Raw genomic sequence first — 19,445 nt, 5'->3', positions numbered from 1 at the left:
CTCCGTCCCCGCCCCCTCGGCCCCACCCTGTCGACGGTCAGGTGCCCCGGCCGCCGGCCGTCAGTGGGCGAAGTGGCGCTCGCCGGTGAGGTACATCGTCACCCCGGCGGCGGTGGCGGCGTCGATGACCTCCTGGTCACGCACCGACCCGCCGGGCTGGACGACGGCGCGGACGCCCGCCTCGGCGAGCACCTCGAACCCGTCGGCGAAGGGGAAGAAGGCGTCGGACGCCGCGACGGCACCGCGGGCCCGCTCGGCACCGTCCTCCGCCAGCGCGTTCGCGCGCTGCACCGCGAGCTTCGCGGCGTCCACGCGGTTGACCTGGCCCATGCCCACACCGACCGTCGCGCCGTCGCGGGTGAGCAGGATCGCGTTGGACTTCACCGCGCGCACGGTCCGCCACGCGAACTCCAGCTCCGCGAGGGTCTCCGCGTCCGCCGCCTCGCCGGCGGCGAGGGTCCAGTTCGCCGGGTCGTCGCCGGCGGCGTCGATGAGGTCGCGCTGCTGGGCGAGCAGCCCGCCGGTGATCTCCCGGTGCTCGACGACGCCGGAGCGCCGCGGCTCGTCCGCGCGGAGGATGCGGATGTTCTTCTTCCGGCTCAGCACGTCCACGGCGCCGTCCTCGTACGCCGGGGCGACGATGACCTCCGTGAAGATGCCCGCGACCTGCTCCGCCATCGCGACGGACACGGGCCGGTTCACGGCGATGACCCCGCCGTACGCGGACACCGGGTCACACGCGTGCGCCGCGCGGTGCGCGGCGGCGACGTCGTCCGCGACGGCGATGCCGCACGGGTTCGCGTGCTTGATGACCGCCACGCACGGCCGGTCGTGGTCCCACGCGGCGCGCCACGCGGCGTCGGCGTCCGTGTAGTTGTTGTAGCTCATCTCCTTGCCGTGGAACTGCTCCGCCTGCGCCAGCCCGCCGGACTGCCCCGGCGCGACGTACACCGCCGCCGCCTGGTGCGGGTTCTCGCCGTACCGCAGCGTGCGGGAACGCTCGAGGGCGGAGCCGATCCACTCCGGGAACAGCGCGTCGGCCGCGGAGGTGGCGGCGTCGTCCCCCTCCCCGGACCCCGCACCGGCCGTGACCTGCTCCCCCAGCCACGTGGCGACGGCGACGTCGTACGCGGCGGTGTGCCGGAAGGCGTCCAGCGCGAGGCGCGTGCGCTCCCCGCGGGAGAACCCGCCCCCCTGCGCGGCGGTGACGACGTCGGCGTACCGGGCCGGGTCCGTGACGACCGCGACGGACGGGTGGTTCTTCGCCGCCGCCCGGACCATCGACGGGCCGCCGATGTCGATCTGCTCGACGCAGGCGTCGAAGTCCGCCCCGGACGCGACCGTGTCCGTGAACGGGTAGAGGTTCACGACGACGAGCTGGAACGGCTCGACCTCCAGCTCGGCGAGCTGGTCGAGGTGGTCCTGCTTGCGCGTGTCCGCGAGGATGCCCGCGTGGACGCGCGGGTGGAGGGTCTTCACGCGGCCCTCGAGGCACTCGGGGAAGCCCGTGAGCTCCTCGACGCGGGTGACGGGCACCCCGGCGTCGGCGATGCGGGTGGCCGTGGAGCCGGTCGAGACGATCTCCACCCCGGCGGCGTGCAGCCCGGTGGCGAGGTCCTCCAGCCCGGACTTGTCGTAGACGCTGATGAGTGCGCGGCGGATCGGCCGGCGGTCGCCGTCGGAGAGGTGGTCCGGGCGGTGGTCGGCGTCTGCGGCGGAGCCGGTGGGTGTGCCGGTCGGGGTGTCAGTCATGGTTGATCCAGGCCTTTCGTCCGTCGATGCTGTAGCCCGTTCGCGAGATCGCGTGGAGCACGTCGACGATGAGCTGCCGCTCCACCGTCTTGATCCGTTCGTGGAGGGTGTCCACGGTGTCGTCGTGGCGCACGTCGACGGCCCGTTGGGCGAGGATCGGGCCGGTGTCCACGCCGGTGTCCACGACATGCACTGTAGACCCGGTCACCGCGACGCCGTAATTCAGCGCGTCCGCCACCGCGTGCGCCCCGGGGAACGCCGGGAGCAGCGCCGGGTGGGTGTTGATGATGCGGCCGCGGAACCGGTCGACGACCTCCTCGCCGAGGATGCGCATGAACCCCGCGCTGACGACGAGGTCCGGGCGGTGGCCCGCGATCCGCTCGGCGAGGCGGTGGTTCCATGCGGCCCGGTCGTGCCCCGGGGTGCCGGCGGGCGCGTACTCCTCGAGGAACGTCGTCAGGCCGGCGTCCTCCGCCCGGGTCAGCGCGCGGCACGGGCGGTCCGCCCCCACGGCGACGATCTCGACGGTCCCGTCCAGGCTGTCGAGCATGGACTGGAGCAGCGACCCCGTCCCCGAGGCGAGGACGACGACGCGGAGTGGTGCGGAAGGCGTGGAAATCTCGGTCACGGGGTCCACTGTACGGGCCGGCCGGACAGCCTCCGTGACGGGCCCGGGCCGGGCTGCGGGGGCCGGGCCGGGGTGGCGCCGGGGGCCGGTCCGGGGCGGCTGCCGGGGGCGGGTCCGGGGCGGCGGTGGCGGCTCAGGCCCGGGGGTCGGGGTCGCTGTCGGGGTCGGCCTCGGTGTCCCCGGTGTCCCCGGTGTCCCCGGGGGCGACGGCGTCCGGGTCGCTCACCGCACTCAGGGGCACGGCGGTGCCGGGAGGGGTCCCGACGCCGCCCTGCGCCTCATCCTCCGGCCCGCCACCCGTGGCGGCGTCGCCGTCGACGTCCGCCCCGGCGACGGCGTGAATGCCACCGTCGGCGTCCGCGTCTCCATTCACATCCGCGTCCGCGTCACTGTCGGCCTCGGCGTCCGCGTCCACGTCTCCATTCACATCTGCGTCCGCGTCGCTCCCAGCCTCGGCGTCCACGTCACTGCCGGCGTCGGTGTCCGCATCAGCGTCGGTGTCCGCGTCTCCATTCACATCTGCGTCCACGTCACTGCCGGCGTCGGTGTCCGCGTCGGCATCTGCATCCGCATCGACGTCCGCAGCACTGTCGCCGCGAGCGTCGGCGTCGGCGTCCGCCTCCGCATCCGCCTCCGCGTCCACGTCACCGTCCGCGCCCGCACCGTCGGCACCGGCATCCGCGTCATCCCCGGCGGAGGCGGGGGCGGCGGGGAGGTCGGCGTCGTCCCCCTCCCCCGGAGCAGGGGCGACCCCGGCGGCGGGGGCGTCGGCGATCTCCTCCGTCACCCGCGTGCCCTGGCGGACCATGAACAGCATGAGCACCACCGCCGGCACCAGCAGCCACCCGGCCGCCTCGGCGCCGACCATCCACACCAGCGCACCGGTGTGGCCGTACACCCCGAGCTGCCCGCCCGCGAGCCAGCTCACGACCAGCGCGACGACACCCGACACCACCCCGGCGCCCACCGCCGTCGCCACCGGGGCCTCGAGGAACTCCCGGCCCCGGATGAAGCGGTACACCACCGCGATCGCGACGGCCGCCGTCACCGCCAGCCACGCCGGGCCCAGCGGCACATCCTCGTTCGGCACCGCCGCGAGCACCGGCAACGGCGGCAGGTTCACGTTCGTCACGCCGAACAGCGTGGTCACCCCCTGGCCGATGTGGAACTCCCCGCCCATGAGCACCGCCACGGCACCGATGACGAGCGTCGGCAGATAGAGAAGGGACAGGACCGTCAGCCCCGTCGCCCCGACGGCACCCGCCGCCACCCCGTACGCCGCCCCCGCCGACGACAGGTTCGCCACCAGGCGCACGACGACGACCACCAGGCCGGCGACCGCCATCCACGACAGGAACGACCCCGCCAGGCGCACCGACTCCACCGGCCACGCCGGCAGCCCCCGGCGGATGAGCAACGCCCGCCAGATCCGCGGGCCCAGCCCCGCGACGAACACCAGGCCGTGCAGGACCACCGTGCGCAGCTCCGCCACCGCGAGGTTCGGCGGCTCCACCGGGTACACCGACGAGGCGTCCCACAGCATGAACCACGCGACGAGCGTCAACACCACCGGCACGAGCACCGACAACGCCCCGAAGACCCGGAGGTTGCGCACCGTGACCGTCGACCCGCACGCCGCCCGCACCCGGTGCGCGTGGCCCAGGGCGATGAGCGCCGCGGGAAGGAAGGGTGCGACCCCCAGCGTCTGCCCGGAGAACCCGACCGGCGCGAGCGTGGACAGCATCCACATCGCGCCGATCGCCGCCGGGACGACGGAGAAGGACACCCCGATGCCGATGACCACCGCGACGACGACGATGAGCGCCACCGTCACCGCGTGGTTGACGAGGACCGTCGGCGCGAACCGGCGGATGTGCGGCCCCCACACGTCCCACCACCCGGCGAAGCGGCCGGTGCGGGTCGGTGCGGGGGCGGCGTCGCCGGGCCGCGCGCGGGGGTCCGTGCCTCCCGGGGGTTCGACGAAGCGCTCCGAGCTGCGCGGCGGGGGGCCGCCGGCGGGGCGTGTGCCCGGCGAGGCCGGTCCGCGGGAGGCGCGGGACCGGCGGGTCGCGCGGGGTTCCGCGTCGCGGGGCTCCGGGGTGCGGGACCGACGCCCGCGGCGCGGGCGGGGGTCCCGGTCGTCCGCCGGGCGGGTGGCGCCGGTGCCGGTGTCGTCGGGCCGGGGCGTGCCGGCCGGGCGGGCGGTGCCGGTGCCGGTGGCGGCGTCGTCGGGCCGGGCGGGGTCCGCGCGGCGGTCGGTGCGCTCCACGGCACGACGCGGCGGACGCGGACGTGGGCGAGCGGATTCACCGCGGCGGACCTGCCGGTTCCGGTTGCCGGGTCGCTGGGACGAGGATTCTCTGCTCACCCGTCCCATTGTGCACGGCGGACGGCGGCGGACGGACACAGGCACGCCGGGGCGCGGCGGACGCGACGACAGCCCCAGTGTCACGGTTGAGTCACAGAAAGGTGACGGGAACATGACGCGTCCGGCTGCGGCCGTGACGCCGCCACGGGCCCGCCGACGGGGGCTGCAGACCCGCTGAGGTGCGCGTCGGACCCCTCCTCCGACCCCCTCGGACCGCGTCCCGGGCTCCGCGACGGGGTCCCGACACCCCCGGTGTGACTCCTGTGACGGGAGCTCATCGACGCAGGTCACGGGGTGGTTTTCGGGGGTGTCCGGAGCGGTCCCGGGCGGGCTCCCCCTCGCTGGGGGATATCAAACCGTGATCTTTGCCGCGAACCGCTTGCCACCTGTCGACATGGCCGATAGTGTTACCCGCGATGATAACGATCCGGTCACGAAGCGCGGCCGATCCACAACGAAGATGACGATAGGGTAACGAGAGTGCAGAGTTCCACCGGAGTGCGGTACGTCGGCACGCACCGCAAGCAGGACACCACCGCCAAGCGTCGCGTCGCGTTGTTCGCCGTCGCCGCCAGTGCCGTGACCACGGCCGGCGCCGCCGGTGCCACCGCGGGGAACTCCCAGGGTCAGGACAACCGCTCCGGCGGCATCGCCCTGGCCTCCGACAACACCGTGCTCGCCCAGGGGGACGACACCGGGTCGCCGGCCGGCGACGTCACCGGCAGCCTCGGCAGCTCGGACTCCGCCCCGCAGATCCTCGAGGTCCCGCAGGCGAAGCCCGTCACCGGCCTGTCCGACCAGCTCTCCAGCGCGCTCCAGTTCAACGCCGCCCGCGCCGCCGCGGACCTCGCGTCCCGCGCGCCGCTCATCATCAAGCCCGCCGAGGGCGCGTTCACCTCCGGCTTCGAGATCCGCTGGGGGACGATGCACAAGGGCGTCGACATCGCGAACTCCACCGGCACCCCGATCCTCGCGGTCGAGGACGGCGAGGTCATCGACGCCGGCCCCGCCTCCGGTTTCGGTCAGTGGGTGCGCATCCGGCACGACGACGGCACCGTCACCGTGTACGGCCACATGGAGACCATCGACGTGAGCGTGGGCCAGCACGTCACCGCCGGGCAGAAGATCGCCGGCATGGGCTCCCGCGGGTTCTCCACCGGCACGCACCTCCACTTCGAGGTCCACCCGAACGGCGGCGACGCGATCGACCCGCTGCCGTGGCTCGCGGCGCGCGGCATCTCGCTCTGACACCGCTCCCGCGCCGGCACCGGCGCGGTCCGACTGCTCCGTCCGGGGGACGGGGCCCCGCTCCGACGGGACGGGGGGGACACGCTCTGACGGCCCGGGGGACCGTCAGAGCTTCTCCATCGGCACACCGCCGATGAGCATGAGGCGCACGGTCCCGCTGGCGCCGAAGTCGATCATGACCGTCGCCCGGGTCCCGGTGCCGTCGACGCTCTTGACGGTACCGAGGCCGTACTTGTCGTGGTTCACCCTGTCACCGACCTCGAGCTGGAGGTCCGCGGCGCGGGACGCCGCCGCACCGGAGGTGCGCGGCGACGGCCGGGACCCACGCCCCGGGCCACGGCCCCGGCCGGACCCGCCCCCGGACGCGCCGGCCCCGTGGCCGCGGCCACCACCGGTCGCCCCCGGCCCACCGCTGGACCCGTACCCGCCGGACCAGCCGCCGCCGACACTGGTGCCGTCGGCCCAGTCCCCGGCGCCCCAGGACCCGGCGGGGGTCGGCTCCTCGCGGATCCACTCCCACAACTCGTCCGGGACCTCGCCGATGAACCGCGACGGCGGGTTCGTCTGCGGGGTCCCCCACGCCGACCGGGTCATCGCCCGGGAGACGAAGAGCCGCTTCCGCGCGCGGGTGATGCCCACGTACGCCAGGCGGCGCTCCTCCGCGAGTTCCGTCGGGTCACCGAGCGCCCGCATGTGCGGGAACTGCCCGTCCTCCCACCCCGGGAGGAAGACGACCGGGAACTCCAGGCCCTTCGCCGTGTGCAGCGTCATGAGGGTGATGAGTTCCTGCTCCTCACCCGGGATCTGGTCGGCGTCCGCGACGAGGCTCACCCGCTCGAGGAACGCCTGGAGGCTACCCGGTTCCGGCTCGCCCTCCCGCAGCTGCGCCTCCCCGGCGGCGGCCTCGTCCGTGCTCATCCCGCCCGCGGTCGGCGCGTCGTCCGTGCCGGCAGCGTCCGCGTCTCCCGGGCCGGCTCCGTCCGTGTCACCGGCGTCCGCGCGCCCCGGCCCGGACGGCATCGCCTCGTACGCGGCGACGTTCGCCGCCTCCTGCGAGAACTCGTGGCCGACGGACACCAGCTCGTTGAGGTTGTCCAGGCGCGCCCCGTCCTGCGGGTCGTTGGACTTCTCCAGTTCCTCGCGGTAGCCCGTCCGGTCCAGCACCGCGGACACGATCCTGCCGATGTCCGGGATGCCCAGGCTCGCGCCGTCGGACGTCTCCATCACCGCGTCCCGGACCTCGTCCCGGAGGCCGTCCATGAGCTCGAGGAACCCGTGGATCCCGTTGCGCCCCCGGCCGCTGAGACCGGCGACCTCCCCGGCGGCGGCGTCGCGCAGCCCCTCGGCGAACGTCCGGCCGTGGTTCTCCGCGTGGACGGTGACCTGGGCGAGCGCCCGGTCACCGATCCCCCGCCGCGGGGTGTTGATGATCCGCCGCAGGGCGACCGTGTCATCGGGGTTGTCCAGCACCTTGAGGTACGCCACGATGTCGCGCACCTCGCGGCGCTCGTAGAACCGGGTCCCGCCGACGACCCGGTACGGCAGCCCGCTGCGCACGAGGACGTCCTCGATGACGCGGGAGGCGTTGTTCGTGCGGTACATCACGGCGATGTCCCCGTAGTCGGCCTCCCCCCGGTCGACGAGGTCGTCGATCTGCTCGGCGATGAAGCGGGCCTCGTCGTGCTCGTTGTCGGCGACGTACCCGCCGATGAGCTCCCCGGAGCCGGTGTCCGTCCACAGGTTCTTCGCCCGCCGCCCCTCGTTGCGGGCGATGACGGCGTTCGCCGCGGTGAGGATGTTCTGCGTGGACCGGTAGTTCTGCTCCAGGAGGATCGTGCGGGCCTGCGGGTAGTCCCGCTCGAACTCCTCGATGTTGCGGATCGTCGCCCCACGGAAGGCGTAGATGGACTGGTCCGCGTCACCGACGACGCACAGCTCCGCCCGCTCCGCCAGCAGGGACACCAGCACGTACTGGGCGTGGTTCGTGTCCTGGTACTCGTCGACGAGCACGTGCCGGAACCGCGACCGGTAGTGCTCGGCGACGGCGGGGTTGTCGCGGAGGATCCCGACGACGAGCCCGATGAGGTCGTCGAAGTCGACGGCGTTGGCCTGGCGCAGCCGCCCCTGGTAGTCCCGGTAGACCTCGGCGATCGTCTCCCGGTGGGTGTTCCCGCGCGCGTCGGCGGCGGCGCCGGCCGGGTCGAGCAGCTCGTTCTTCCAGTTCGAGATCACCGACAGGACCGCCCGCGGCGCGAACTCCTTGAGGTCGAGCGACCGGTCCTTGAGGATCATGGTCATGAGCCGCTTCGAGTCGTCGGAGTCGTAGATCGTGAAGTTCGTGTTGAGCCCGTCGACGAGCCCGGCGTTCGCCCGGAGGATGCGCACGCACATGGAGTGGAACGTCGAGACCCACATGTGCTCGGCCTGAGGTCCGACGATCGCGGACACCCGCTCCCGCATCTCCGCCGCCGCCTTGTTGGTGAAGGTGATCGCGAGGATCTGCCACGGCGCGGCGCCCGCGGCGAGCAGCCACGCGATGCGCCGGGTGAGGACGCTGGTCTTGCCCGAGCCGGCCCCGGCGACGATGAGCAGCGGCCCGCCGGTGTGCGTGACGGCCTCCCGCTGCTGCGGGTTGAGCCCGTCGAGGATCGCGGCGGCGCGCTCGGGGGTCGGGCCCGTCGGGCGGGGGCCCGCGGTCCGTCCGCCGGTCGGGGCGTGACGCACACCGACGTCGGGGGTCCCGGGGTCGGGGGTCGCGGGGTCGGGGGCCCCGGCACCCGTGGCGATGAGGTCATCGAACAGACCGTCGACCCCCTCGGGGGGACGCTCGTCCTCCGGCGGAGGCGGGGCGTCCCACTCCTGCGGCTCGGGCGGCAGGGCGCCGGCGTCGGCACCCCCGGCACCGGCTGCACCGCGGCCACCGGCGGACCGGCGCGCCCGGCTCCCGTCGCGCTCACTCTGGAAGGGGTCTGACGTGCCCATTCTTCTGTACCCGGTCCCCTCTCGGCATGATGTTTCCCGACGCCGACCGCCCGGCGGCGACGACGTCACCGTGGCCGTCGCCGGCCGTCCCGGTCGGCGTGTCGAACGGTCTCCCTCACCCTACATGCGCCCCCGGACAGCCTCCGCCGGGGCGTCGGACGGACGGTCCCGGCCGGCGCGCGTGGCCCGTCCGCACGGGTGTGCGTGGCCCCGTCGGCACGGGTACGCGCGTCCACGTCGACGCGGGTGTCCGGGCCTCCCGCTAGAATCGCCCCCATGAGCGACAGCCGCCACGTCACCGGCACAGACGACCCCCTCTCCGACGCCGAGATCCAGCGGTACCGCACCGAGATCGACGAGATCGACCGGCGCATCATCGCCGACGCGAAGCGCCGCAGCGAGATCTCCCGCGCCATCGGGCGGACCCGCATGGGCTCCGGGGGGACGAAGCTGGTCTACGGGCGCGAGACCGCGATCCTCAACATGTTCCGCGAGGAGCTGGGCTACGAGGGCGTGGCGATCGCCAACGCGCTGCTCCAGCTCGGCCGCGGCCGGCTCGGCTGACGCGCGGTTCCCCCGGGCGCGGCCCGGCTGACGCGCGGCCCGCTCAGGGCAGCCGGAACCCGGCGCCGACGCCCCCGGTGGCGTCGAGGTCCTCGGCGACCGCGGTCCACGTCGCCCCGACCGTCGGCGAGTGCATGTCCCCCTGCAACGGGGTGACGCAGGACGGCAGCAGCGTCGACGACCCGTTGACCATCCCCACCAGCCGGCCGCCGTCGAGCACGGGCGCGCCGGAGTCCCCCTCGGACCCGCAGTAGTGCGCCGTGATGTAGTCCGGGGTGGCCTCGAGGACCGGCCCGCACGTCCGTCCCGTCGTGATCCCCGTCTTGCACACCTGTGTCATGGGGGCCGGGGTCGGCCCGCCGAGCCCGGTGACCGTCACGTCGCCGTAGGTCGCGGTGACGGTCACGGTGGGGTCGAGGAGGATCACGGCCTGGTCGAGGTCACCGACCCGGGCCACGACGCCCACCTGCCCGCGCTCCGGCGCATCCGCACTGGTCACGGGGTCACCGGGGGTGCCGCAGTGCCCGGCGGTGACGGCGACCCGGCGGCCCGCGGCGTCGAACCCGGCGACCGTGGCCGTGCACAGCTCCCGCCCGACGACGAGCGGCGTGGACGGGCCGACGACCGGGGTGGGCGACTCGGCGACCTCCCGCGGCACACCGGGCGACGTGTAATAGTGCCCGGGCACGCGGTGCGGCCCGGGCGCGCCCGTGGCGGTGAGGACCCGGTCGACGGCGTCCCCGAGTGGCCCGCCGAGGACGTCGTCGAGCCCCGGGACCGGCACCGGGCCGACCGGGAGGTCCGTGGACGCGGCGGGCGCGTCGGGCGTGGTGGACGCGGCAGGCGCGTCAGGCACGGCGGGCGCGGCGGCAGCGGCGGCGCGCGGCGCGGAGGCGGCGCCCGCGGCCCCGGCGACGACGGCGAGGGCCACGGCCGCGACGGCGGCGGTCACGCGGGTGGGACGGGTGGACGGACGGACCATGGGCGGTGCTCCCCGGGGGACGGGCGGACCGGGCCCGGGGGTGTCCCGGGCGGGTCCGGCGGTGTGGACGGCAACCCGGAGCATCACCGGATCAGCACCGGTCGACCGTATCACCCACGGAATGTCACGGGTACTCCCACAGTCCTGCCAGGATGTCCCGACCGTCGCTCCAGTGGAGGGGCCTAGCGTCGTCGGACATGGACAGCACCAGCAGCACGAACGCACCAGTGTCCGGTCCGGCGACGGGCCCGGGGTCCGCCGCCGAGCTCACCGTCACCGAGCTCACCGGCGTCCCGGGGCACAGCGCGGCCGTGGCGGTCCGCTGGCCGCGGTGGGGGACGGTCGTCTCGGCGACCGTGCACGCCCCCGCCGTCGCCCGGGAGGCGGCGGAGCTCGCGCGGGCGGTCATCGACGCGCACACCGGCGCGGCCGACGGTGCGTCCCCGGTCGCCGGGCGGGTCGCCGGCCGGGTGGACGGGCGGATCGACCCCGCCGGGCCCCCGCCCGTCGTCGATATCGCGGCGGCCGTCGACGCCGCCGCGGACACCGTGTTCCACACCCTGGGCGCGGGTGTGCTCGTCGCCGCCGGACCGTTCCTCGCCGCCCGGGGACCGGCGCCGGCGGGCGGCTGGACCGTCGACGTCGGCGGCGAGGTCGTCGCCCTCGGCCCGTCCCCGGCGGCCATGGCGACGACGCACCCCGGGCCCGTCACTCCCCCGCCGGCGCGGTCGCGGCGGGACCGGGCGGCGGCCCGGCCGGTGCGGCGCCGCCCGTCGCCGGCGGGTGGCCGCGGCCGGGTGGGGGCCACGCGCCCGTTCGTCACGGTGGCGTCGTCGACGTGCCTCGCCGCGACGCGGTCCGCGCAGGCGCTCGCGGCGATGTCCGTGCAGGGGTCGGGCAGCGACCCGGAGCGCACGGCGGTGGAGGCGGGGCTGGTCTGCCGGTTCGACTGGGGGTCGCGCGTCGCCCGCCTCGGCGGCTGGCCGGAGCCGGCGCCGACGGACCCGGCGCCCGCCGCGGGTGCCGGTGAGACCCCCGGCACGGTGGGCGCGGCGCGTGGGGCCGCGGCGGTCCGCGCGGGGTGGGTCGCGTGACCCCCCGGCCGGCCCCCGGGCTCCGCGCGGTCAACCGGTGCGCGACGGCACTCGCGCTGGTCACGACCCTCGCGCTCGGCGGTCACGGGGTCGCCGACGCCGCCCCGGACGACCACCCCGACGCCGGTCGCGGCGGGTCCGGGGGTGTCGCCGGAGGGGTGACGACGGCCCGCTCCGACGGGCGGCCGCCGGCCCTCCCCGCCGCCGCCGGCGGGCCGACGCGGTGGGACGCGCAGCCGGTCGCACCCGGGGCACCGGCCGTGGGCGCGGCCCCCGTCCACGCGCCGGACGCGCTGTCCCGGGCGGCGCGCACCGACCACGTCACCGTGCCCCTCTGACGCTGCCGCGCCGCCCGCCCCCGTTCCGCGGCCGACCGCGCGATCCCTCGCCCCGTGGCCGGCCGGCGGAGGGGGCCGTCGGAAAATCCACACACCTCCACATCCCCACCGTTGACATTCCCACACAATCCCACACATACTGAGGGTCGTACCCCGACCGGGGACCACGCCACCGACCTCAGGAAGTCACGCATGTACGCTCCCCAACGGCAGGACACCATCGCCGAGGACATCCGGGAGAACGGCGGCATGTCCGTCACCGACCTCGCGGAACGCTTCGGGGTCTCCACGGAGACGATCCGCCGCGACCTCGCCGTCCTCGAGAAGGACAACCGGGTCACCCGGGTCCACGGCGGTGCCGTCGCCTACCGCGACCGCGCCACGAACGAGGACCCCATCGACGACCGCCAGTCGCAGGAGGCGGACGCGAAGACCGTCATCGCCGAGCTCGCCGCCGCGTACCTCCCCACGGCCCGGGGCTCCGTCATCGTCGACTCCGGGACGACCACCGCCCTGCTCGCCGAGCGGGTCGCCCAGACGGACAACGTCAGCGTCGTCACGAACTCCCTCCTCTTCGCCCACCGCCTCTCCCGCCACGGACACCACGACCTCCGCGTCATCGGCGGCCGCGTCCGCGGCGTGACCCAGGCGATCGTCGGCACCCAGGCGGTCGAGGACCTGCGGGGACTCCGCGCGGACATCGCCTTCCTCGGGGCGAACGGCGTCACCGCCGACTTCGGCTTCTCCACCCTCGACCCGTCCGAGGCCCGGACGAAGGAGGCGATGGTCCGCGCCGCCCGGTCCCGGATCGTCCTCGCGGACTCCACGAAGCTCGGCGAGGACCTCCTCTGCCGCTTCGCCTCCCCGGAGGACGTGGACCTGCTCATCACCGACGCGAAGGCCGGGCACCCCGTCGTCCAGGAACTCCGCGCCCAGGGCCTGGAGGTGGTGCACCCGTGATCATCACCGTCACCCCGAACCCCAGCATCGACCGCACCCAGTCCCTCGACGGCCCGCTCGTCCCCGGCGAGGTCAACCGGACCGTCACGGACGACGTCCAGGCCGGCGGCAAGGGCGTCAACGTCGCCACGGTGTGCCACACCGCGGGTGAGGACGTCGTGGCCGTCGTCCCCGCCGCGGACAGCTCGGACTTCGCCGCGCTCGTCCGCTCCTCCGGGGTCCCGGCGCAGTTCGTCGGCGACGCCCCGGTGCGCACGAACATCACCCTCACCGACGGCGACGGCGTCACGACGAAGATCAACTCCCCCGGCCCGACCGGGACCGACGGCACGGACCTCACCGGCGCCCTCGTCACCCTGCTCCGCGGCCACGAGTCGCCGGACGCCGGCGGCCCCGCCCCGTGGGTCGTGCTCGCCGGGTCCCTCCCCCCGGGCTACCCCGAGGACTGGTACGCCCGGACGACCGCGACGGCGCACGAGCTCGGCTACCGCGTCGCCGTCGACACCTCCGGCCCGGCCCTCCGGGCGCTCGTCGACTCCGCCCACCACAACCCGGCGTCCGCGCCCGACGTCATCAAGCCGAACGCCCACGAACTCGCGGAGATCACCGGCGGCGACGGCGCTGTCCTCGAGGACGACGCGGCCGACGGCAACCTCCGGCCCGTCGTCGACGCCGCCCGCTCGCTCGTCGACACCGGCTTCGGCGCGGCGATGGTCAGCCTCGGCGCGGCCGGGGCCGTGCTCGTCGACACCGACGGCGCCTGGTACTGCCCGAGCCCCCGCGTCCGGGCCGTGTCCACCGTCGGTGCCGGCGACTCCTCCCTCGCCGGGTACGTCCTCGCCGCCGTCCGGGGCGGGAGCTCACCCGAACGGCTCGGCACCGCCGTCGCCCACGGGTCCGCCGCGGTCACCCTCCCGGGGACGACGCTGCCCACACCCGGGGACCTGCCGGCCGACACCCCGGCGGTGCGTGCCGTCGACGACACCCCCGGGGACTGACCCCCGCACCCTGTCCCGTCCGCGGGACCGACCCCGCACCCTGTCCCGTCCGCGGGGCGGCCACACCGCCCCTCCCCCGTGCACGATCGGAGCACACCATGACCAGCACCCCCACCCCACCCACCGGGTCCCCCGGCGCGGAGGGGGCGTCGACCCCCCTCATCACCACGGACCTCGTCTCCCTCGACGCCCCCCTCGGCCCCGACGCGACCACCCCGCCGACCAAGGACGCCGTCCTCGAGGAACTCGCCCGGCTCCAGCAGGCCGCGGGCCGCACCGACGACACCGCGCAGCTCCTCGCGGACATCCACGCGCGCGAGGCCAAGGCCGCGACCGGCCTGCCGGGCGGCATCGCCATCCCCCACTGCCGCACGTCGGCCGTGAGCGAACCGTCCCTCGGCTTCGCCCGCCTCGCCGTCCCCGCGGACTTCGGCGCGGAGGACACGGGCACGGACCTCGTGTTCATGATCCTCGCGCCCGAGGGCGGCGGGAACACGCACATGAAGGTGCTCAGCACCCTCGCGCGGTCCCTCGTGCGGAAGGACTTCGTGCAGTCCCTCCGCGACGCAGGCTCGGCCGAGGAGGCCGTGGCGCTCATCACGGAGGTGCTGGAGAAGAAGAAGGCACGCCGGGCCGGGGCCGGGGCCGGAGGCCAGGGGGACTCCGGGGGGTCGACGGCCCCCTCCGCGGGCACGCCGGTGGGCGGGGGCGCGGCGTCGTCCCCCTCGACGGGCGCACCCGGCGGCGACGGCGACCGCGACGGCACGACGGCGACCAGCGGCAGCGGCACGACCACCGGCGGCACCGGTGACGCGGGTGACGCGGCGACCACCGGCAGCGGCACCGGTGACGCGGCGGCGACCACGGCACCGGCGGTCGTGCACGTCGTCGGCGTGACCGCGTGCCCGACCGGCATCGCCCACACCTACATGGCCGCCGACAGCCTCACCCAGGCCGCCGACGCGCGTGACGACGTCGACATCGTCATCGAACCGCAGGGCTCCTCCGGCGGCACCACCCTCACCCAGGACCAGATCGACGCCGCCGACGCCGTGATCTTCGCCACCGACGTCGGCGTGCGCGACCGCGGCCGGTTCGCCGGGAAGCCCGTCGTCGAGGTGCCCGTCAAGCGCGGCATCTCCGACCCCGACGGGCTCCTCGACGCCGCGAAGACCGCCGCGACCAGCGACAACCCGCGCCGCGTCGAGGGCGGCGACGGGGCCGGGGGCGGTGCCGGCGCCGGGGCGGGTGCAGGCGACGGCGACGGCGCGCCCGGCTGGGGCCGCCGCATCCAGCAGGCCGTCATGACCGGCGTGTCCTACATGATCCCCTTCGTCGCCGCCGGCGGCCTGCTCACCGCCATCGCCTTCGTCGTCGGCGGGTACGACGTCGCGAACGTGTGGGAGCAGGTCGTCAAGGACAGCTCCCTGTGGAACCTCCCCGGGCACGTCGGCTACACCGGACCCGACGGCGCGACCCTCACCGACCGGGACGGGCTGCTGCTCTACCTCGGCGCCGTGATGTTCGGCGGCGGGCACCTCGCCATGAGCTTCCTCGTGCCCGCCCTGTCCGGGTACATCGCCTACGCCCTCGCCGGGCGACCCGGCATCGCCCCCGGGTTCGTCGGCGGGGCGATCTCCGTGGGCATCGGCGCCGGCTTCCTCGGCGGGCTCGTCACCGGCATCGTCGCCGGGCTCGTCGCCCTGGCGATCGGCTCCTTCCGCGCACCCCGGTGGCTCGCGGGCATGATGCCCGTGGTCGTCATCCCGCTCCTCGCGACGTTCGTCACCGCCGCCGCGATGTACCTCGTGCTCGGGCGGCCCCTGGAGGCCGCGATGACCGGGCTGCAGAACTGGCTCACCACGATGTCCGGGTCTTCCGCCGTGCTGCTCGGCATCATCCTCGGGCTCATGATGTGCTTCGACCTCGGCGGACCCGTGAACAAGGCCGCGTACCTCTTCGCCACCGCCGGGCTGTCCACCGGGGACGAGTCCTCCATGAAGATCATGGCGGCCGTCATGGCCGCGGGCATGGTCCCGCCGCTCGCCCTCGCGCTCGCGACGACCGTGCGCTCGCGCCTGTTCACCCCGGCCGAGCGGGAGAACGGCAAGTCCTCCTGGCTCCTCGGCGCGTCCTTCATCTCCGAGGGGGCGATCCCGTTCGCGGCGTCCGACCCGCTGCGCGTCATCCCCTCCATGATGGTCGGCGGCGCCGTGACCGGTGCGCTGTCCATGGCGCTGGGAGCGGCGTCGCCCGCGCCGCACGGGGGCATCTGGGTGGCGCTCATCATCCACCACGGCTGGGGGTTCGTGCTGGCCGTCCTCGCCGGGACGGTCGTGTCCGCCGTGTGCGTGATCCTGGTCAAGGAGTTCACCGGGCGGCGGGCCGCCGCCGAGGAGGCCGAGCAGGCGGCCGAGCAGGCGGCGGACGCCGCCGGGGGGAACGGCGTGGCGGTGCCCGCCGGCGCGTGACCGCGCAGGGGGGGGCGGGGCTGCGGGGTGTGGCGGGGTACGTCGGGCCTGGTCCCGGGCCCCGTCCCCCTCCCCCGGGGCTCCGCCCCGGCCCCAGGCCCCTAGGCCCCGTTGACCGTCATGCCCCCGTCGGGCGCGACCTGCACGTCCGCCGCCATCGCCGCGGCGAGGTCGAGCCGCTGCCAGGACCCGGCCGGCGACTGGTCGTCCAGCGGGTACCCGGACGGGATCGCCGTCCGCCGCAGCACCTCGGCGCGCTGCTCGTAGCTGAGCTCGGGGAAGCGGGTGATGAGCAGGTCGGGGGCGGCCTGCGGCACGATCATCGGCTGCTGCGTCGCCCCGATCTGCGGGAAGTCGTAGTGCATCCGGTCGGTGTACTCGCGCACGGCGGTGGCGGTGTCACGGTACGGCGCCTGCTGCGCGACGGTCTCCGCGAGCGGCCGCCCGGTCCGCCACTCCAGTTCCGCGCGGAGCTCCTGCGACGCCTGCGTGAGGGCGTCCCGCATCCTCGGGTCGTTCCACCGGTCGGCGGCGGCCGCGGTGCCGGTCATCCGGCCCCCGATGACGTCGAGCGGGTAGTGCACGCCCATGACCATGCGGTTGTACCCGGACTCGGATCCACGGGCGAGGATCTGCGGGCCGAGCTCGGGGAGCATGACGGCGAGCAGCGTCGTCACCCACGTCGCCTGGTTCGTGTGGCCGGAGGGGAAGGCCTTGGACTCCGGCTGGTAGAAGCGGTGCACGCCGTCCTCGTGGCGGACGATGCGGTCCGGGGCGACGACGAACGGCCGGTCGTAGTTGAAGATCGCCTTCTCCGCGAAGGTCGAGCTCGCGAGCCCGCCGGCGCGGGACAGCCACCCGCTGTCGAGGAGCGCCTGGGTCTTCGGCAGCCGCCCCTCCGCGAGCCCGTCGCGCAGGGCCTGGCCGAGGTCCGCGCCGAACGCGTCCGACAGGGCACTGAGCAGCCCGCCGTCGTCCGCGGCGGCGTCGACCTGGGCCCGGGCGACCTGCTCCGGGGTGGCGGAGGTGTTCACGCGCACGACGGTGTCCAGGTTCTGGTCGAGGATGTCCCGGTGCAGGCGGGTGATGTCGTTGAACCCCGCGACGACGTCGTAGTAGATGCCGAAGCCGTGGGAGCTGATGTCCGAGATGTACCCCACGTACCTATCCGGTCCGAAGGGGACGGGCACGGGCGCGCCCGGGTGCTGGACGGCGGGTCGCAGGGCCGGGAGGTCGACGCTGCCCGCCGCCTCCGCCGGAGCGGCCGTGAGGCTGCCGGTCGCTGCGACACCGGCGGTGAGCGCGGCGGCGAGAGCCACGGTGGAGACGCGCCGGCGGGCGGGCGAGGACGTTGATCGGGTCAGGAACACAGCTACACCTCTGGTCACGGTCAGTGTCCGGGCATGCGGCACCCCGGACGGATCCTGAGAAGGATAACCCGGGGTGGTGAACGGTGCGTGAACCGGACGTGACCACTTGTGCTGCCGGGTGTGGCGGGGTGTGGTCGGGTGTGGTCGCGCGGGTGGCCGCCGCACTGCCCTGCACATCGTGCAGCATCAATCCCCTAAAGAGGTATCTCAATTACTCTGCGAAGGTGGACCGAGCTCCTTGATTAGCGAAGCCCCTCTGACTGGAGGGACAACCCAGCCCCAACCGGTTCCAACTCCTGTGCACTATCACATAGTTTCACTATATTCCCATTGCTTGATAGTGGAGTTTCCACAGTAGGCCGCAATACACCGGGGCCGATGACCGCTATACTCACCTCTGTTACCCTTCCGTTTCGGCACTATCCGGTCCGGAACCAACGGCAATGCCCACACCACACATGACGAGCACTCCAGCGGCCATGACCAGCCCTGCAACCTCCAGGCCTGAAACATCGAGCAGCACCCCTCCCAGTATGGGAACGACTGTCGCGCTCGCGTAGGTCCCGAGACTCAAGAGCGATGTAGCCGCCGCCACCTCAGAATTGTCGACCCGTTCATGGATGAGACCAAAGCTCCCGAGATTGCTTACGCCCTGCCCAGCCCCGATCAATGCCGCCGCCAACGCCAGGACGATGATGTTGTTGAACACCAACGCGACGGACATGACAATCATCGATATGGCTATGCCCAAGATTGACAGACGTATCAGCGTCGGGCTCGGTTTACCTCGCAAGAGCGCTTGAGCGATGGGACTAACAGCGTACATTCCTCCTGCCAGGACGCCGGCCGCCAACGGCCCCTGAACGCCACCCATCCCGTGGAGAATCGTCGGTGCCAAGGCCAACACGATCGCTGCGGCCGTCATGCCCGGTCCGAAAGCCCCCAAACCGGCAAGAACAGTCTTCTTCGTCGTGAAATTGATCGCACGAAACGGAAGCCACGACTCGGGTCGCCCTACTGCGGTCTCCTGCTGAGTGAGAACGATGAGTACACACAACGCCAGTAGCACCGCTTCGAGCACGAATACCGTCTGAGTGGGGGCCGGCAGTCCCCATGCAGCAGCTCCTGCAACGAGCGGACCTCCCGCCAAACCGATTGCAACTCCGGTCGTCGCGAGCAGAGTCGCATACCTGAGCTCGCTTTCCTTGGCCTCCTCCTTCACCGCAACGGTGCCCAGGACAAGCATGATCCCTGAGCACAGTCCCGTCAACAGTCGAGCGACAAGAAGAACGACCACACTTCCCGCAGTCACGTAAAACACGCACGAGCCGATCCCCAACAGCAAGGCTACGACCATCACCCGTCGACGACCGAACTTTTTGGCCAAAGCCGGGGCGAGCAGAAACGCTGGCGCGAGTCCGGTGATGTAGGCGACGAAGATCAAGGTCAGGACGCCCGAGGAAAAGCCGATCTTACTGCGCCACAATTCCATCAACGGGGTGACGAGGTTCGGAAGCATGAACGCTGCGACCAGTGGTAGAGCGTAGGCGGCCAGCGGAAGCCGCTTCGAGGAGAGCATGTGCGTCATGCTAACCCCCTGAGGGGGTTAGGTCAACACCACGAAACACCGCGCCCGCCTCGTGAGATCGGAGAGATCACCTCGACAGCCCTTCAGGGAGGAAAGTTCAGG

The 19,445-nt window shown here is 73.9% G+C and carries 14 protein-coding genes; 7 read left to right on the top strand and 7 right to left on the bottom strand.

Going from position 1 to position 19,445, the window contains the following annotated elements; genetic code table 11:
* Positions 1–60: 60 nt before the first annotated feature.
* The 3 genes from purH to CBOVI_RS03020 all read right to left on the bottom strand — a co-directional run bounded on the left by purH (position 61) and on the right by CBOVI_RS03020 (position 4,649).
* Positions 61–1,752 carry a bifunctional phosphoribosylaminoimidazolecarboxamide formyltransferase/IMP cyclohydrolase gene (purH, locus tag CBOVI_RS03030; protein WP_010267739.1) on the bottom strand — a complete coding sequence of 564 codons (1,692 nt, stop codon included), beginning with the start codon at positions 1,750–1,752 and terminating at the stop codon, positions 61–63.
* Positions 1,745–2,380: a phosphoribosylglycinamide formyltransferase gene (gene purN / locus CBOVI_RS03025; protein WP_010267740.1), complete on the bottom strand. Its 636-nt coding sequence runs from the start codon at positions 2,378–2,380 to the stop codon at positions 1,745–1,747. Before purN ends, purH begins: the two co-directional genes overlap by 8 nt.
* A 133-nt stretch (positions 2,381–2,513) precedes the next feature.
* Positions 2,514–4,649 (bottom strand): cell division protein PerM, encoded by a 2,136-nt coding sequence (locus tag CBOVI_RS03020; RefSeq protein WP_125187132.1) that lies wholly within the window; start codon positions 4,647–4,649, stop codon positions 2,514–2,516.
* Positions 4,650–5,228: 579 nt separating this feature from the next.
* Here CBOVI_RS03020 and CBOVI_RS03015 point away from each other — a divergent pair.
* Positions 5,229–5,996, top strand: coding sequence for a M23 family metallopeptidase (locus CBOVI_RS03015; RefSeq protein ID WP_029158095.1), 768 nt, complete (start codon positions 5,229–5,231; stop codon positions 5,994–5,996).
* Between the two features lie 105 nt (positions 5,997–6,101).
* Here CBOVI_RS03015 and CBOVI_RS03010 read toward each other — a convergent pair whose 3' ends face one another.
* On the bottom strand, positions 6,102–8,978 hold the full coding sequence (locus CBOVI_RS03010) for a UvrD-helicase domain-containing protein (RefSeq protein ID WP_125196844.1): 2,877 nt from the start codon (positions 8,976–8,978) through the stop codon (positions 6,102–6,104).
* Between the two features lie 276 nt (positions 8,979–9,254).
* On the opposite strand from CBOVI_RS03010, the gene CBOVI_RS03005 reads away from it, so the two are divergent.
* Positions 9,255–9,542, top strand: a complete 288-nt coding sequence (locus CBOVI_RS03005) for a chorismate mutase (protein WP_010269239.1) — start codon at positions 9,255–9,257, stop codon at positions 9,540–9,542.
* Between the two features lie 43 nt (positions 9,543–9,585).
* Here the strand turns inward: CBOVI_RS03005 and CBOVI_RS03000 are convergent, their stop codons facing one another.
* Complete coding sequence (locus CBOVI_RS03000; RefSeq protein ID WP_183273652.1) at positions 9,586–10,524, bottom strand: chymotrypsin family serine protease; 939 nt, start codon at positions 10,522–10,524, stop codon at positions 9,586–9,588.
* 197 nt (positions 10,525–10,721) lie between these two features.
* Here CBOVI_RS03000 and CBOVI_RS02995 point away from each other — a divergent pair, with 197 nt between their 5' ends.
* The 5 genes from CBOVI_RS02995 (at position 10,722) to CBOVI_RS02975 (ending at position 16,385) form a co-directional block, all read left to right on the top strand.
* Positions 10,722–11,618 carry a hypothetical protein gene (locus tag CBOVI_RS02995; protein WP_125187134.1) on the top strand — a complete coding sequence of 299 codons (897 nt, stop codon included), beginning with the start codon at positions 10,722–10,724 and terminating at the stop codon, positions 11,616–11,618.
* Complete coding sequence (locus CBOVI_RS02990; RefSeq protein ID WP_183273651.1) at positions 11,615–11,956, top strand: hypothetical protein; 342 nt, start codon at positions 11,615–11,617, stop codon at positions 11,954–11,956. Before CBOVI_RS02995 ends, CBOVI_RS02990 begins: the two co-directional genes overlap by 4 nt.
* Before the next feature lie 192 nt (positions 11,957–12,148).
* Positions 12,149–12,916 (top strand): DeoR/GlpR family DNA-binding transcription regulator, encoded by a 768-nt coding sequence (locus CBOVI_RS02985; RefSeq protein WP_010264528.1) that lies wholly within the window; start codon positions 12,149–12,151, stop codon positions 12,914–12,916.
* Positions 12,913–13,914, top strand: a complete 1,002-nt coding sequence (locus CBOVI_RS02980) for a 1-phosphofructokinase family hexose kinase (protein WP_010264525.1) — start codon at positions 12,913–12,915, stop codon at positions 13,912–13,914. The genes CBOVI_RS02985 and CBOVI_RS02980 overlap by 4 nt, the downstream gene beginning before the upstream one ends.
* A gap of 98 nt (positions 13,915–14,012) precedes the next feature.
* The gene (locus CBOVI_RS02975) at positions 14,013–16,385 is read left to right on the top strand and encodes a PTS fructose transporter subunit IIABC (RefSeq protein ID WP_232625835.1); all 2,373 of its coding nucleotides are present in this window, start codon (positions 14,013–14,015) and stop codon (positions 16,383–16,385) included.
* 101 nt (positions 16,386–16,486) lie between these two features.
* Here CBOVI_RS02975 and CBOVI_RS02970 read toward each other — a convergent pair whose 3' ends face one another.
* Together CBOVI_RS02970 and CBOVI_RS02965 are read right to left on the bottom strand one after the other, a co-directional pair.
* Positions 16,487–17,755, bottom strand: coding sequence for an acid phosphatase (locus CBOVI_RS02970; RefSeq protein WP_010267346.1), 1,269 nt, complete (start codon positions 17,753–17,755; stop codon positions 16,487–16,489).
* 400 nt (positions 17,756–18,155) lie between these two features.
* Complete coding sequence (locus CBOVI_RS02965) at positions 18,156–19,334, bottom strand: MFS transporter (protein WP_125186672.1); 1,179 nt, start codon at positions 19,332–19,334, stop codon at positions 18,156–18,158.
* Positions 19,335–19,445: the final 111 nt, after the last annotated feature.

Origin of the sequence: Corynebacterium bovis DSM 20582 = CIP 54.80, from assembly GCF_030408615.1 — a bacterium.
Lineage (GTDB): Bacteria > Actinomycetota > Actinomycetes > Mycobacteriales > Mycobacteriaceae > Corynebacterium > Corynebacterium bovis.
This window is presented reverse-complemented; position numbering and strand designations above follow the sequence as displayed.

What these genes read in the sequence shown, in the direction of transcription:
- purH (WP_010267739.1), bottom strand. Translation starts at nt 1,752, where the DNA reads ATGACTGACACCCCGACCGGCACACCCACCGGCTCCGCCGCAGACGCC.
- CBOVI_RS03010 (WP_125196844.1), bottom strand. Translation starts at nt 8,978, where the DNA reads ATGGGCACGTCAGACCCCTTCCAGAGTGAGCGCGACGGGAGCCGGGCG.
- CBOVI_RS03005 (WP_010269239.1), top strand. Translation starts at nt 9,255, where the DNA reads ATGAGCGACAGCCGCCACGTCACCGGCACAGACGACCCCCTCTCCGAC.
- CBOVI_RS03000 (WP_183273652.1), bottom strand. Translation starts at nt 10,524, where the DNA reads ATGGTCCGTCCGTCCACCCGTCCCACCCGCGTGACCGCCGCCGTCGCG.
- CBOVI_RS02995 (WP_125187134.1), top strand. Translation starts at nt 10,722, where the DNA reads ATGGACAGCACCAGCAGCACGAACGCACCAGTGTCCGGTCCGGCGACG.
- CBOVI_RS02985 (WP_010264528.1), top strand. Translation starts at nt 12,149, where the DNA reads ATGTACGCTCCCCAACGGCAGGACACCATCGCCGAGGACATCCGGGAG.
- CBOVI_RS02975 (WP_232625835.1), top strand. Translation starts at nt 14,013, where the DNA reads ATGACCAGCACCCCCACCCCACCCACCGGGTCCCCCGGCGCGGAGGGG.
- CBOVI_RS02965 (WP_125186672.1), bottom strand. Translation starts at nt 19,334, where the DNA reads ATGCTCTCCTCGAAGCGGCTTCCGCTGGCCGCCTACGCTCTACCACTG.